We start from the raw sequence: 14795 nt of genomic DNA, 5'->3' as shown, positions 1-14795 counted from the left end.
TGTGCATCGCTCTGCACGTTCTAGCTTGAAACCGCTTTCGCAGGCTGGCCCATCATCCGGCGAAAAATTAATGCACCAAACTGAAGCACACCCCTAAATTCGCACCACAATGAATCGCAACCATGCTCATGGAGCGCGTTTTAAGCCACGTCTTTCAGCCATTTCCTACACCTTGCTCTGTTGGCAAGCACCTTGCTCTGCTTTAAAGCATCGAAATTGGCTGGAAGCTATCTGATGCTGGTGATTCACACACGAATCGAACCTCAGGCCGAATGGGCCGCCGAACTGCATTTGAATTTCGAAGCGCGCAGCAAGAGCCGTTTGCGCTGCTTCAGTGCAGAAAACGAAGACGTCGGGCTGTTCCTGCAGCGCGGCCAGTCACCTTTGCGTGATGGCGAGTTTCTGCGGGCGGAGGACGGGCGCATCGTACGGGTCTGTGCGCGGCCCGAAAAACTGTTGCATGTCACCTGTAGCAGCACCTTCGAACTGACGCGCGCCGCCTACCATCTGGGTAACCGGCACGTCGCCTTGCAGGTCGGTGATGGCTGGCTGCGCTTGCTCGACGATTACGTGCTCAAGGCCATGCTTGATCAACTGGGCGCTACCACTGAAACCATCGAAGCGCCATTCCAGCCGGAACATGGCGCTTACGGCGGCGGTCACCACCACTCACGCGCCGGGGAAGAAGACTTCAATTACCCGCCGCGCATGCACCAGTTTGGCGTGCGCACGTGAACAGCGCCTGGGCGCTCTTGCGCCTGGCCAGTCCGCAGTTGCCGATTGGCGGTTACAGCTACTCGCAAGGACTGGAAATGGCGGTAGAGCAGGCCATTGTGGTGGACCCGCAGACTGCGGGGCGCTGGATCGGTGATCAGTTGCTGCTCAATCTTGCCCGTTTCGAGGCGCCTCTGTTGCTGGCTCATTGCGAGGCTGCGGTAGCCGACGACTGGGCGCAATTGCTGCAGGTCAGTGAGCAGCATCGCGCCAGCCGCGAGACTCGCGAACTTCATCTGGAAAGCCGTCAGATGGGCTATTCGCTGAAACAGTTGCTCAACGGGCTGCCCGAACTGGATCGCGATGCCCGCCACTTTCTGGAGCAGACCGTAGAGCCGCATCTCGCCCTGGGCTGGGCGCTCGCTGCACGTACTTGGCAGATCAACCCGCAGGACGCGCTGGCCGCGTGGCTCTGGAGCTGGCTGGAAAACCAGCTGGCAGTGCTGATGAAAACCTTGCCGCTTGGCCAGCAGGCCGCTCAACGCCTGACCAGCGAGCTATTGCCATTGCTGCAACAGGCTCAGGCAAATGCCACACACCAGGACATACATCATGTTGGCAGCGCAGCTTTTGGTCTGTCGCTCGCCAGCATGGCGCACGAACGTCAATACAGCCGGTTATTCCGGTCCTGATCAGCCTTTAAGGAGAATTCAATGAACAGCCAACCCCTGCGCGTCGGCATTGGTGGCCCGGTAGGTTCCGGCAAGACCGCACTGACCCTGGCGCTGTGCCTGGCCTTGCGTGATCGTTACAACCTGGCCGTCGTGACCAACGATATCTATACCCGTGAAGACGCCGACTTTCTGGTGCGCAACGAAGCACTGGCGCCCGAGCGCATCATCGGCGTTGAAACCGGTGGCTGCCCGCACACGGCGATTCGCGAAGACGCTTCGATCAATCTGGAAGCGGTCGATCAACTGAACAGGCGCTTCGAAGCTCTGGACATGATTATCGTCGAGTCCGGTGGCGACAACCTGTCAGCCACTTTCAGCCCCGAGCTTTCTGACCTGACGATCTACGTGATCGACGTGTCGGCGGGCGACAAGCTGCCACGCAAGGGCGGGCCAGGCATCTGCAAATCCGACCTGCTGGTGATCAACAAGATCGACCTCGCGCCGCTGGTAGGCGCTTCACTGGAGATGATGGACAGCGACACGCGCAAAATGCGTGGCGAGAAGCCGTTTGTCTTCAGCAACCAGAAAACCGGCCAGGGTCTGGAACAGATCATCGCCTTCATCGAGCGCCAGGGCTTGCTGACTGCCGCCTGAAATCACCTCTCTAAAGGAACCTGTTGATGAACTACACAAAAGCCTTTGGCGCACTTGCCCTGCTGCTGGCTCCGACCCTGGCCCTGGCTCACCCCGGCCACGGCGATAACGGTTTGATCGCCGGCATAAGCCATCCGCTCGGCGGGCTGGATCATTTACTGGCGATGCTTGCAGTCGGCCTGTGGGCCGCTCAGCAAAAAGGTGCGGCGCGCTGGGCACTGCCTTGTGCATTTGTCGGCACCATGTTGATCGGCGGCGTTCTGGGTTTCGAAGGTCTGAACCTGCCAGGGCTGGAAAGCGGCATTGCGGCTTCGGTGCTCGCATTGGGCCTGGCTGTCGCCCTGGCGGTTCGTCCGCCGCTGGCACTGGCGGTGGCTGCAACGGCACTGTTCGCAATGTTTCATGGCGTGGCGCATGGTCTTGAACTGCCTGAGATGTCCAGCCCTTGGGCCTATGCAGCCGGTTTCGTGGCGGCAACGGCAGCCTTGCATGCAGTGGGTTACGCCGTAGTGCGCGCACTGCCGCAAGCCGCCGCACCCTTGGTTCGCATCGCAGGCGCAGCCTCGGCAGCTACTGGCGTGTGGTTGCTGGCAGGCTGAATGTTCCAAGGAACACTTCAGCGCCGTGAGTAACGAGAGGTACAGGCACACAGCGGCCTGAATGCTCATCCGCGCAGCAATCCTGATAACATGCTGCGCAACTCGACACTGCCGCGATGCCCGCCGATGCCTCTTGCTTCCAGCTCTGCCCCCACCCCCGAACTGAATCCGGTTTTCGCCGCCTTGCAGGCGCATTTCCTGCAAGTGGTCGTGCCGCTCTGGCAGGGGCCTGGCTGGAACGCGCAATTGGCATTGCCTTACGAAGCACTGGACGTCAACGAGCAGCCACTGCCACCGCAGCGTTATCGGGCGATGGCTTGTGCGCGCCAGCTGTTCCTTTTTTCCAGCCTGATCGGTCATCCCGAAGTGCCGGCGGCGCGTACCCGGGCCAGTGCGCTGTTTCGCTCTCTGCAACAACACTTCCATGATGCCGAGCATGGCGGCTGGTTCTACAGCATCGATCCGCAGGGCAAACCTCTGGATCGCCGCAAGGACCTCTACACACATGCCTTCATCATCTTTGCCTGTGCGCATTACTGGGCGAAGGTACAGGATCCGCTCGCCGAATCGGTGCTCAATGCAGCGCTCAATGTCGTAGCCGAGCGCTTTGCCGACGATGACGGGCTGTATGAAGCGCAACTCGATGAAGACTGGTCAAGACTGGGCACCGGGCCACTGCAGAACCCGCTGATGCACCTGGCAGAAGCCTTTCTGGCGACGCTGTCGGTGCGTGCCGATCCGGCAACCCAGTCGGCGATGGACGCGCTGGTTATCCACATGCAGCGCCGTTTCGTCGATACAGCGACCGGCGTAATGCTCGAAAAACCGCTGGGCGCTGTGGATAACTGGTACGAGCCAGGTCATCAGTTCGAATGGTTTTTTCTGCTGCAATCCTCGCCTGACCTGCACGATCGCGAACTGCACCAATCCATGACTCGGGCGTTCGCCTATGCAAAGGCACAAGGCGTTGATGCATATACCGGCGCTGTCACCGCCATGCTGACGCTGGACGGCACGGTACGCGATGCTACCCAGCGTATCTGGGCGCAAGCCGAATACCTGCGGGCAATGGCGCTGACGCCCGAGTGCGAGGCTGGGCTGGCCGACCAGTTACTGGCGTTCGAACAGCGCTTTCTGCACGCCAGGGGCTGGAACGAGTGCGTCGAGCCAGATGGCCGTGTCAGTCGCAGCGATATGCCATCGACCACGCCTTACCATCTGGCGACTTGTTACATCGGGTTGGCCGACTATATCGAGAATCGCTTCATCACCGCGTTCCCGCCGCCGACGCCCGCAGAGGGCTGATCAGCCGCGGTTGCGATCAATCGCGAAACCGGCCCAGGTCTGACTGACAGGCATCAGTTCCAGACTGTTGATGTTGACGTGCGCCGGCGTGTTCATAATCCAGAAAATCGTGTCGGCAATGTCTTGCGGCTGAATAGGCTCGGCACCCGCGTAGGTGGCGTCGTATTTGGCCTGGTCGCCACCGAAGCGCACCAGCGAAAACTCGCTCTCGCACAGCCCTGGCTCAAGGTTAGTCACCCGCACACCCGTACCGATCAGGTCGTTGCGCAGGTTCAGAGAGAACTGGCCGACGAAGGCCTTGGTGCCGCCATAGACGTTGCCGCCCGGATACGGATAGTTACCGGCCACCGAGCCCAGGTTGACGATGCTCGCACCGCGACCGTGCGCGATCAGGCGTGGCAGCAACAGGCGAGTGGTGTAGACCAGACCTTTGATGTTGGTGTCGATCATGGTGTCCCAGTCATCCAGATCGCACTTCGGCGCAGGATCGATCCCCAGCGCCAAACCGGCATTGTTGATCAGCCCCTGAATGGTGGCGAACTCTTCAGGCAAGTCTGCAATTGCACTCTCCATGGCCTTGCGGTCACGCACATCCAGCACCAGCGTATGCACCCTGGTTTGCTTCGACAGCTCGGCGCTCAAGGCATCCAGACGATCCTTGCGGCGGCCGGTCAATACCAGCGACCAGCCCGCCTCGGCAAACCGGCGAGCGCAGGCCTCACCAAAACCGGAAGTAGCGCCTGTGATGAATACCGTGGAAGTCATTTGGTTCTCCTGACATGGCGCAAAAAAAGCGCAGCCTGTTAATAAGTTATCCGCAGGGCAGCAGAATGCCTTTGTGCGGGACTGCGATGCAACAACCCGACGCATTTGTACAAAAAACAACCAGCAAGAGCAGAGCCATATGTTCCGGGCCTTGCAGCTAGTTTTGCCCACCTTATCCACAGTCAGACACACAATCTCTGGGGGCAAGTCAGTCCTGCTGAAAGTCCCGCCGTTCGGGGCCTCCAGCGTGTCGGGCAAAGTTTTTCCCTTGACTTTGATCAAGACTCGCCTGCGCGCCTAAAGCGTCAGAAAACCGTGATGGCCTGTAGCCCATACGCAGTAACGCTCAGCTCACTCTTTCCAATGCTTGTTCACAGACTTATCCACAGGGTTTGCATCGGAAAAAACTGTATGAACAACCAGCCTCAAAGCAGTTGACAACAGCCATTAAATTTTGGTCGAAATGCGCTGTACATAATTTAACCAGAGCGCTACAGGCCTTATGCATAAAGGGCTCCAGCTAAATACTCCCAAGTTATTAACAGCCGGTTCCACAGTAATTCTGAACAAGTCGAAACTGTGACAAAACAACCGTTTGCAGCGGTTTTATGTCGCATCCGGAGAGGTCGTCAGAAATGTTTTCCACAATCGAAAAGAATGACGCCCCGAATGTTTCGACATTCGGGGCGTTCGCGAGAAACGGCAGCGTTTTGACGAACTCAGTGCCCGCCCAGATAGGCGTTCCTGACCTCTTCATTTACAAGCAATTCCTTGCCCGTACCGGAGAGACGAATTTCGCCATTGACCATCACATAGGCACGATCAGACAGCTTCAGCGCATGGTTGGCGTTCTGCTCGACCAAAAAGATGGTCATGCCTGTGGCCGCCAACTCGCGCAGGGTCGAGAAGATCTGTTTGACGATGATAGGCGCCAGACCCAGGCTTGGCTCATCAAGCAGCAACAGCTTTGGCCGGCTCATCAGCGCTCGGGCAATGGCGAGCATCTGCTGCTCGCCACCGGACATGGTCATGGCGCGCTGGTTGCGGCGCTCCTTGAGCCTTGGAAACAACTCGAACATGCGCTGCATGTCTTCGGCCGAGTGCTTGTCGCCGATCGGAATGGTGCCCATCATCAGGTTTTCCTCGACCGACATGTCGGGAAATACACGTCGCCCTTCTGGTGACTGCGCGATGCCGTTGGAGGCGATGTAGTGCGAGGACTTCTGGGTGATGTCAGTGCCCTGATAGATGATCTGCCCACTGGCGGCGCGCGGCTGCCCAAAGATCGACATCAACAGCGTTGACTTGCCCGCGCCGTTGGAGCCGATCAGGCTCACCGTTTCGCCTTCGTTGATGTGCAGCGAGACCTTCTTGAGGGCTTGAATCGGCCCGTAAAACACATCGATCTCTTTCAGTTCGAGGATCGGCTTGCTCATACCAGCTCCTCTTCATCGGCGCCCAGGTACGCAGCAATCACTTTAGGGTCGTTGCGGATCTGTTCCGGCCCGCCCATGGCAATAACGTTGCCGTGGTCGAGCACCACAATATCGTCGGAAATACCCATGACCATGCCCATGTCGTGCTCGATCAGCACGATGGTCATGTCGTGTTCGTCGCGCAGCAGACGGATCATGCCGCTCAGTGCTTCGGTTTCCTGCGGGTTGAGACCGGCGGCCGGCTCATCCAGGCAGATCACCTGCGGCCGCGTACACATGGCACGGGCGATTTCCAGACGGCGTTGCTGGCCGTAGGACAGCTCGCCCGCCAGGCGGTTGGCGCAATCCACCAGATCGACCACTTCCAGCCAGTAGAACGCCGTATCAAGCGCGTCCTCTTCGGCCTTGCGATAGCCTTTGGTGTTGAGGATCCCGCTGATCAGGCTGCGGTTGACCCACATGTGCTGGGCAACCAGCAAATTCTCGACCACCGACATTTCCTTGAACAGACGAATGTTCTGGAAGGTGCGCGCCAGCCCTGCCCGGTTGACCAGGTGAGTGCCACCGAACATTTTGTAGTACACCCGGCTGAGGAAGCTTTTCGGCGAAATAAAATCAGTGGCCTTGAACGGCTCGCCCAGCAACCTGATCACATCGGTGGTCTTGCCGCGGGTGTGCAGCTCGATGCGCCCGCCAGTGGCCTTGTAGAAACCGGTCAGGCAGTTGAAGACTGTGGTCTTGCCAGCGCCGTTGGGGCCGATCAGGGCGAAGATCGAGTTGCGCCGCACCTTGAGGCTGACGTCGCTGAGGGCCTTGATGCCGCCAAAGTGCATCATCAGGTGCTCTACAGAAAGAATCACTTCATTGCTCATCGTGCGCCTCCTTCTGTCACCAGTGCGCCCTTGCGTGGCTTGACGCCGGTGCGGCTGATGCGGATCAGCCCGCGTGGTCGCCAGATCATCATCAGCACCATCAGAATGCCGAACAGCAGCACCCGATACTCGGAGAAGCTGCGCAGCAGTTCAGGCGCAACGGTCAGCACGAACGCGGCAATCACCACGCCGATGGTAGAGCCCATACCGCCCAGCACAACGATGGCCAGAATCAGCGCCGACTCGAAGAAGGTGAACGAGGTCGGGTTGACGAAGCCTTGGTAGCTGGCGAAAAACACGCCCGCAAGCCCCGCTGTCGAAGCACCTATGGTAAACGCCGAGAGCTTGACCAGAACGTGATTGAGCCCCATCGAACGACAGGCGATCTCATCCTCGCGCAACGCTTCCCAGGCACGTCCGATCGGCATGCGGGTCAGGCGATGCTTGATGAACAGAACCGCCAGCACGACCAGAAACAGCACGGTATAGATGAAGATGAATTTCAGGTCCGGGTTGTAATCGAAGCCGAAATATTCATGGATGGGGATCCCGCCGTCCTTGGCACGACGACCGAACTCCAGGCCAAAGAAGGTTGGCGACGGCACCGGCACCCCGTTCGGACCGCCGGTGAACGACAGCCAGTTGTTCAGTACCAGACGAATGATTTCGCCGAAACCGAGCGTCACGATGGCCAGATAGTCGCCATGCATGCGCAATACCGGGAAGCCGAGAATGCACCCGGCAAGCGCCGCCGCGATCGCTGCCAGCGGCAACGCCGACCAGAAACCCAGGCCCAGATACTGATAGCCGAGCGCCAGACCATAGGCACCGATGGCGTAGAACGCGACGTAACCCAGATCGAGCAACCCCGCCAGACCGACCACGATATTCAGCCCAAGGCCAAGCAGCACGTAGATCAGGCCAAGGATTACAACCGTCAGGATGTATTTGTTGGCGAAGATCGGAAACACGATAGCAATGACGATCAGCAGCGGAATGATCCAGTACAGGCTGGACTTGTGATCGGGCTTGAGCACATGCACGCCAGAATCCGAGCTTTCAAAGCTCTGAGACAGGCGTATGCCCTTGGGCGTCTGCAGAAAAAGACTGATCAGAAAACGCCCGACCATGACCACAGCCACCAGCCAGGCCACGCGCGTGGGCTGCAGGTTGAAGCTGTAACCGTCGAGCACGATGCCGACAATAGGACCGAACACGATCAGCGCCAGCAGTCCGGCGATCACGGCATCGATCAGGCTTTTTTTGATTTCAACAGGTTTGGTGACAGGACCAGCAACGGAAGCGGACATACTTATACCTTCGCCACGAGTGGGCGACCCAGCAGGCCTTGAGGACGGAAAATCAGGATCAATACCAACAGGCCGAAACTGAACACGTCTTTGTAATCGGAGTTGACCAAGCCGGAGAACTGCGACTCGGCAACCCCCAGAATCAGTCCACCCAGCATGGCGCCCGGCAGCGACCCGATCCCGCCCAGTACCGCGGCGGTGAACGCCTTGATGCCGATGATGAAGCCTGCGTAGAAATCGAAAGTGCCGTAGTTCATGGTGATCAACACACCGGCCAGTGCAGCCATGGCAGCGCCAATGATGAACACGTAGGAAATCACCCGATCGGTGTTGATCCCCAGGATCGACGCCATCTTGCGGTCCTGCTGTGTAGCGCGGCACATGCGGCCCAGTTTGGTGTACTTGATGATGTAGGTCAGTACGCCCATGCCGACGAAAGCGGCAATGAGGATGAAGATCTTGGTGTAGGTGATCTGCACAAAACCGCTGCCGATCTCGATGCGCCAGGCGCCCTCAAGCAATGTCGGCACGCCTTGCTGGCGAGCCCCCTGACTGATCTGCGCGTAGTTCTGCAGAATCAGGGAAATACCGATGGCACTGATCAGCGGTGCCAGGCGGGTCGAGTTACGCAGTGGCTTGTAAGCCACGCGCTCGATGACGAACCCATATACCCCGGTGACCACGATGGTAAAAACCAGGGTGCCAAGAATCAGGAATGGAAAGGATTCCACGCCGAAGAAAGACAGGACCGCAAGGCCGATGGCGGCCAGGTAGGCGGAAATCATGTAAACGTCGCCGTGGGCGAAGTTGATCATGCCGATGATGCCGTAGACCATCGTATAGCCGATGGCGATGAGGCCATAGACAGACCCCAGAGTGAGTCCGTTGACCATTTGTTGCAGGAAAATCCCATCCATCACGCACGCTCACACACTGAAAGGCAGTTCAGCACCCTGCCGGTCGTTCCCTCGTGAGGCGCGACCAGCAGGTCCGAAAACAACAACAGAGATGCAGGCGCGCTCATGGGCGCGCCCATCACCGCATCAGCGCCTGGGAGGCAGGGCTGACAGGGGGTTATCTCACTTCTGTTTTTCGAGTTGCTTGTATTTGCCGTTGGCGTCCCACTGATACACCACATAGTCGGAGACTTTCAGGTCGCCCTTCGCATCCCAGGCTTTTTCGCCCATAACGGTCTTGACCGGGTTGGCCTTGAGCCACTTGGCAGCCTCTTCGCCCTTGTTGGACTTGGCGCCATTGAAGCCGGCCGCCAGGGCCTGCACGGAAGCGTAAGCGTACAGCGTGTAGCCTTCAGGCTCGTAACCGGCCTTGCGGAACTGGTCAACAACTGCCTTGCTGTCCGGCAATGCGCGCGGGTCGGCACCAAAGGTCATGTACACGCCATCAACGTACTGCGCACCGCCAGCGGTGGTGGCCAGTTCGTCAGTCACGACGCCATCGTCAGACATGAACTTGACGTCCTTCAGCCCCTGCTCACGCATTTGGCGAACCAATGGGCCAGCTTCAGGGTGCAGGCCGCCGAAGTACACGACATCAGCGCCAACCGAACGAATCTTCGTGACCAAGGCGCTGAAATCTTTCTCGCCACGGGTCAGGCCTTCCTCAAGTATCGGCTTGACGCCGCGCGCTGTCAGTTGCTTGGCCGTTGCATCGGCAAGGCCCTTGCCGTAAGTGTCCTTGTCGTTGATGACCGCGATTTTCTTGCCCTTGAGCACGTCGACGATGTAGTCGCCAGCGACGATGCCCTGCTGGTCATCACGGCCGCACATGCGGAACATCTCTTTCATACCGCGCTCGGTCACTGTGGGGTTGGTCGAGCCAGGCGTGATGGCAATCACACCCGCATCGCTGTAGACCTCGGAAGCCGGAATGGTCGACGACGAGCAGAAGTGCCCGACCACACCAATCACTTTGTCCTGATCCACAAGACGGTTTGCAACCGCAACGGCCTGCTTCGGCTCGCAGGCATCATCGCCCGCCACCAGCACGATTTTCTCCCCGTTCACACCACCTGCCGCGTTGATCGCATCGGCCGCTGCCTGCGCGCCTTTCATATATTGCTCGCCAAACGATGCATTCGCGCCGGTCATGGGACCCGCGACGCCGATTTTCACATCCGCCTGTGCAAACGAAGACACGCCCAATGCAGTTGCCACTGCGATTGCCAGAAAGCCTTTCCTGTAAAACGTATGCGACATGAGTGGTGCTCCTGAGGATATTTTTTTAATGGGCACTGCGATTACGTGATTGCCTGGGTATGGGTTGCTCGATTACAGAGTTGCCTAGAGCAAGGCCCGTGCCATCGCTTTTTTCATTATGAGAATTGTCGTGTTTATCTTTTCATTCAATGACCTGATCGTCGTGCGCCGTGGTTGTGCAACCAAAAAAACGCAGAAAGGTGCAACTCTTCCCGATGAAAGAGCAACCAACCCCCCTTCAGAGTGCAACCCGCATTACACCCACAGGGCAACCCACTTGTAACATTACACGTCACCGAATTGCACACGCCCGGTGCGCGAACGCTACGAGACGCACCAATTGAGGTTAGTGGATTTGGCAGGAAATGCCGTGGGCCATACCTGCCCCTTATTGCTAACCAACAAGCGTCTGGCCGACAAACGACGTTCCAGCGGGATATCATTCCGATTACTCATATTGCTCATGCACGCTCGCGGGAACACAGAGAAGTCACCATGCTGAATAAACGCCACTTGCCCTCGATAGCCGCACTGCAATGCTTTGAGGCGGTGACCCGGCATTTGAGCTTCACCCGCGCCGCCGAAGAACTCAACCTGACCCAGAGCGCCGTCAGCAAACAGGTCGCGCAGCTCGAAGAGCTGGTCCAGCATCTGCTGTTTCAGCGCGTGCGACGTCGCCTGCAACTGACCCCGGCGGGTGCGCTGTATTTGGCGGAAGTGCGCAAGATTCTGACCCAGATAGAGATGTCCACTCACTTCCTGCGCTCCTATGGTGGCGAAACCGAAGTGCTGCGGGTCTCGACACCCTCGACGTTCGGCGCCCGCTGGCTGGTGCCGCGACTGAAGGGCTGGCGCTTGCGTCATCCGCACATTCACCTGGACCTGATCAACGAGCAAGAGGCTGACGACCTGATCAAGGGCCGTTGCGATGTGTCGTTCTACTTCGGCCAGGCTGCCATTCCCGGCGCCGAAAGTGTGAAGCTGTTTGGCGAAGAACTGGTGCCGGTCTGCGCACCTGAAAGTCTGCCGGACGAGCCATTCAGCGATCCGACCCAATTGAGCACACTGGTTTTACTGCAGAACGCCTTCCGCCCGAGGGCTTGGCACGAATGGTTCGAAAGTCAGGGGTATCAGACTGACCACAGCTATCACGGGCCGCGCTTTGAAACCTTCTATATGTGCATTCGTGCTGCGCAGGTCGGCTGCGGTGTCGCGCTGCTGCCGCGTTTTCTGGTCGAGGAGGAACTGGCCGAAGGCAAACTGGTGATTCCCTGGGATTACAGATTGCCCAGCACTAACAGCGCCTATTACCTGTCCTATCCGGAACACACTGCCGACGTGCCCAAAATCCGGGTTTTTCTGCAGTGGATGCTGGAACAGTTGGATCAACCGCCACATTAAAGGCGACAATGCACACCCATCCGGCCGTGAGCTTTCCGTGGTGACAGACAGGAAGTCGCGGGCCCGACATTATCCGGCTGCTCTGGAGAGCCCGATTCAATGAGCGAGAGCGCCTTTTCAAATCGCATCGTGCAAAGCCTGCTCGATACTGATTTCTACAAGCTGACCATGATGCAGGCTGTCCTGCATAACTACCCCAACGTGGACGTCGAGTGGGAGTTTCGCTGCCGCAATGGTGAAGATCTGCGTCCTTATCTGGACGAGATCAAGCACCAGATCGAGTTGCTGTGCGAGCTGTCTCTTACCCCTGAGCATCTGGGCTTCCTGGAGCGCATCACGTTCCTGAAGCCGGACTTTCTCAGGTTTCTAGGGCTGTTCCGCTTCAACACCCGCTATGTCAAAACCAGCATCGAGGACGGTGAGCTGTGCATTCGTCTGCACGGGCCGTGGCTGCACGTCATCCTGTTCGAAGTGCCGTTGCTGGCGATTGTCAGTGAGGTCAGGAACCGCCACCGCTACCCGGACACCTTGCTCAGTCAGGCTCGGGATCGTCTCTATGAAAAATTCGACTGGCTGAACAGTAACGCCACGCCGGATGAGCTGGCCGAATTGAAAGTGGCGGATTTCGGCACCCGCAGGCGGTTTTCCTACCGCGTTCAGGAAGAAATCCTCGGCGTACTGAAAAAGGATTTCCCGGGGCAGTTCGTCGGCACCAGCAATGTGCATCTGGCACGCCAACTTGATCTGAAGCCGCTCGGCACAATGGCGCATGAATGGATCATGGCTCACCAGCAACTGGGGCCGCGCCTGATCGACAGTCAGATCGCCGCGCTCGATTGCTGGGTGCGCGAGTATCGAGGCCTGTTGGGCATCGCGCTGACGGACTGCATCACCACAGATGCTTTCCTGAATGACTTCGACCTGTACTTCGCCAAGCTCTTCGACGGTTTGCGCCATGATTCGGGAGACCCAGTGAAGTGGGCCGAAAAATGCATCTCGCATTACCAGAAACTGGGCATCGACCCGATGAGCAAGACACTGGTGTTTTCCGACGGACTGAACCTGCCCAAGTCACTGGAGATTTTTCGGGCGCTGCGCGGGCGCATCAATGTCAGCTTTGGCATCGGCACCAACCTGACGGCTGATATCCCAGGCATAGCGCCCATGAACATGGTGCTGAAGATGACCGCCTGTGCAGGTCAGGCGGTAGCGAAAATTTCCGACGAGCCCGGCAAGACACAGTGCAAGGACCCGAATTTTGTCGCTTACATGCGGCATGTGTTCAAGGTCCCCAGCTTGCCGACGCCTGAAAAACCCGCTTGAATTATCCCACTGACGAGGAGTGAATCATGCACGCCGTACAGCGCCAGATTGCTGACCAGCTTAATGTCCAGCCACCTTTCGCGGACCAGAACGCACTGCAGGCCGAAGTGGCCCGCCGCGTCGACTTCATCAAAGAATGCGTGCAGAACGCAAGGCTGAAAACGCTGGTGCTGGGCATCAGCGGCGGTGTCGACTCACTGACTGCCGGCCTGCTTGCCCAGCGCGCGATCAAGGAGTTGCGTGAAAGCACCGGTGACAACGGCTATCGCTTCATCGCCGTGCGCCTGCCTTATGTCGTGCAGGCAGACGAGCATGAAGCCCAGGCATCTGTGGATTTCATCGAGCCGGACGAGCGCCATACCATCAACATCGGCTCCAGCGTCAAGGCACTGGCTGCCGAAGTGAAAGCAGCGTTCGACGGGCTGCCGGCCAGCGCTGTGGATTTTGTGCTCGGCAATACCAAGGCGCGTATGCGCATGGTTGCCCAGTACACCGTGGCGGGGGCTTATCAGGGGCTGGTGATAGGCACAGACCATGCGGCGGAAGCTGTCATGGGCTTTTTCACCAAATTCGGCGACGGCGCTTGCGACCTTGCCCCATTGAGCGGGCTGGTGAAAAACCAGGTACGCGCAATCGCTCGCCATTTCGGCGCGCCGGAATCCCTGGTAGAAAAAGTACCGACTGCCGACCTGGAAGACCTTTCACCTGGCAAACCGGACGAAGCCTCTCATGGCGTGACCTACGCAGAGATAGACGCCTTCCTGCATGGCGAGCCGGTGCGTGAAGAAGCATTCCGCATCATCTGCGAAACCTACGCGAAGACCCAGCACAAACGCGAACTGCCGTACGCACCTTGAGTGACTGGCTCAGAACTGTGACGCGAAGCGTCACGCAATGCATTCCCAATCTGGAGCGTGGGGAACGATAGTCGTCAAGTAGACACTATCGTGCCCATGCTCGGCGTGGGAATGCCGTTGCGGACGCTCTTCGTCCGCTGCTGAAGGCTTGCCGTTACTTCAGGGTCACGGTGCCTTTCATCATGCTGATGTGCCCCGGGAAGGTGCAGAAAAACTGGTACTTCTCTGCTGCATCAAGTTTGGACACATCAAACGTCACCGAGTCTTTTTCACCGGCACCGATGACTTTGGTATGAGCGATGATGCGATCGTCGCCAGGCTTCAGATAATCCTTGTCGATACCTGCAGCCATGCCATCGTTGGTAATCGCCTGAGCGTCAGCGTCTTTGCTCAACACCCAGTTGTGCCCCATGACGTTCTTCGGCAGGTTGCCGGAATGCGTCAGGTTGACGGTGAACGTCTTGCAGCTCTTGTCGATCTGGATGGCTTTGGTGTCGTACATCATCTGATCGGTCGAATCGACTGTGGTGGAGCACTCGGCGGCCAACAACTGGCCACTGGCCAACGACAACAGCGAAATCGCTACGAGCTTGCGAATCATTTGAATCTCCAGGCAGGCCATTTGAGTAAACGTTGAAAATTGATGTAACAAGAGAGTGCCTTATCGGC

At 58.1% G+C, this 14795-nt stretch carries 15 protein-coding genes; 8 read left to right on the top strand and 7 right to left on the bottom strand.

What is annotated here, in order from left to right:
* The first annotated feature begins 234 nt into the window (after positions 1–234).
* The 5 genes from ureE to POR16_RS02735 all read left to right on the top strand — a co-directional run bounded on the left by ureE (position 235) and on the right by POR16_RS02735 (position 3946).
* Entirely contained in the window at positions 235–735 is a 501-nt protein-coding gene (gene ureE / locus POR16_RS02755) for an urease accessory protein UreE (protein ID WP_005888569.1), read from the top strand.
* Positions 732–1406 (top strand): urease accessory protein UreF, encoded by a 675-nt coding sequence (locus POR16_RS02750; protein ID WP_005888567.1) that lies wholly within the window; start codon positions 732–734, stop codon positions 1404–1406. The genes ureE and POR16_RS02750 overlap by 4 nt, the downstream gene beginning before the upstream one ends.
* A gap of 21 nt (positions 1407–1427) precedes the next feature.
* Positions 1428–2042 (top strand): urease accessory protein UreG, encoded by a 615-nt coding sequence (ureG, locus tag POR16_RS02745; protein WP_005888565.1) that lies wholly within the window; start codon positions 1428–1430, stop codon positions 2040–2042.
* 26 nt (positions 2043–2068) lie between these two features.
* Positions 2069–2641, top strand: coding sequence for a HupE/UreJ family protein (locus POR16_RS02740; RefSeq protein WP_005888563.1), 573 nt, complete (start codon positions 2069–2071; stop codon positions 2639–2641).
* 90 nt (positions 2642–2731) lie between these two features.
* Complete coding sequence (locus POR16_RS02735) at positions 2732–3946, top strand: AGE family epimerase/isomerase (protein WP_122366187.1); 1215 nt, start codon at positions 2732–2734, stop codon at positions 3944–3946.
* On the opposite strand, the gene POR16_RS02730 is transcribed toward POR16_RS02735, so the two are convergent.
* From POR16_RS02730 to POR16_RS02705, 6 genes are all read right to left on the bottom strand, one after another.
* A complete protein-coding gene (locus POR16_RS02730; protein ID WP_005888557.1) occupies positions 3947–4711 on the bottom strand; it encodes an SDR family oxidoreductase in 765 nt (254 codons plus the stop codon).
* A gap of 719 nt (positions 4712–5430) precedes the next feature.
* A complete protein-coding gene (locus POR16_RS02725) occupies positions 5431–6147 on the bottom strand; it encodes an ABC transporter ATP-binding protein (RefSeq protein WP_003317226.1) in 717 nt (238 codons plus the stop codon).
* Positions 6144–7019, bottom strand: coding sequence for an ABC transporter ATP-binding protein (locus POR16_RS02720; protein ID WP_005888553.1), 876 nt, complete (start codon positions 7017–7019; stop codon positions 6144–6146). Before POR16_RS02720 ends, POR16_RS02725 begins: the two co-directional genes overlap by 4 nt.
* The gene (livM, locus tag POR16_RS02715; RefSeq protein WP_005888552.1) at positions 7016–8329 is read right to left on the bottom strand and encodes a high-affinity branched-chain amino acid ABC transporter permease LivM; all 1314 of its coding nucleotides are present in this window, start codon (positions 8327–8329) and stop codon (positions 7016–7018) included. The genes POR16_RS02720 and livM overlap by 4 nt, the downstream gene beginning before the upstream one ends.
* Before the next feature lie 2 nt (positions 8330–8331).
* Positions 8332–9246, bottom strand: coding sequence for an ABC transporter permease subunit (locus tag POR16_RS02710; protein WP_005888550.1), 915 nt, complete (start codon positions 9244–9246; stop codon positions 8332–8334).
* A gap of 162 nt (positions 9247–9408) precedes the next feature.
* Positions 9409–10545, bottom strand: a complete 1137-nt coding sequence (locus POR16_RS02705; RefSeq protein ID WP_005888546.1) for an ABC transporter substrate-binding protein — start codon at positions 10543–10545, stop codon at positions 9409–9411.
* 495 nt (positions 10546–11040) lie between these two features.
* Here POR16_RS02705 and POR16_RS02700 point away from each other — a divergent pair, with 495 nt between their 5' ends.
* The 3 genes from POR16_RS02700 (at position 11041) to nadE (ending at position 14126) form a co-directional block, all read left to right on the top strand.
* Positions 11041–11946, top strand: coding sequence for a LysR substrate-binding domain-containing protein (locus POR16_RS02700; RefSeq protein WP_005888544.1), 906 nt, complete (start codon positions 11041–11043; stop codon positions 11944–11946).
* 99 nt (positions 11947–12045) lie between these two features.
* A complete protein-coding gene (gene pncB, locus POR16_RS02695; protein ID WP_005888542.1) occupies positions 12046–13269 on the top strand; it encodes a nicotinate phosphoribosyltransferase in 1224 nt (407 codons plus the stop codon).
* Positions 13270–13295: 26 nt separating this feature from the next.
* Entirely contained in the window at positions 13296–14126 is an 831-nt protein-coding gene (gene nadE / locus POR16_RS02690) for an ammonia-dependent NAD(+) synthetase (protein WP_005888540.1), read from the top strand.
* Positions 14127–14280: 154 nt separating this feature from the next.
* Here nadE and azu read toward each other — a convergent pair whose 3' ends face one another.
* On the bottom strand, positions 14281–14727 hold the full coding sequence (gene azu / locus POR16_RS02680; protein WP_005888538.1) for an azurin: 447 nt from the start codon (positions 14725–14727) through the stop codon (positions 14281–14283).
* Positions 14728–14795 lie beyond the last annotated feature (68 nt).

Source organism: Pseudomonas coronafaciens pv. oryzae str. 1_6 (assembly GCF_000156995.2).
Taxonomy (GTDB): Bacteria; Pseudomonadota; Gammaproteobacteria; order Pseudomonadales; family Pseudomonadaceae; genus Aquipseudomonas; species Aquipseudomonas tremae.
The sequence above is the reverse complement of the archived record's forward strand: the minus strand, read 5'-3'. Positions and strand labels throughout refer to the sequence as shown.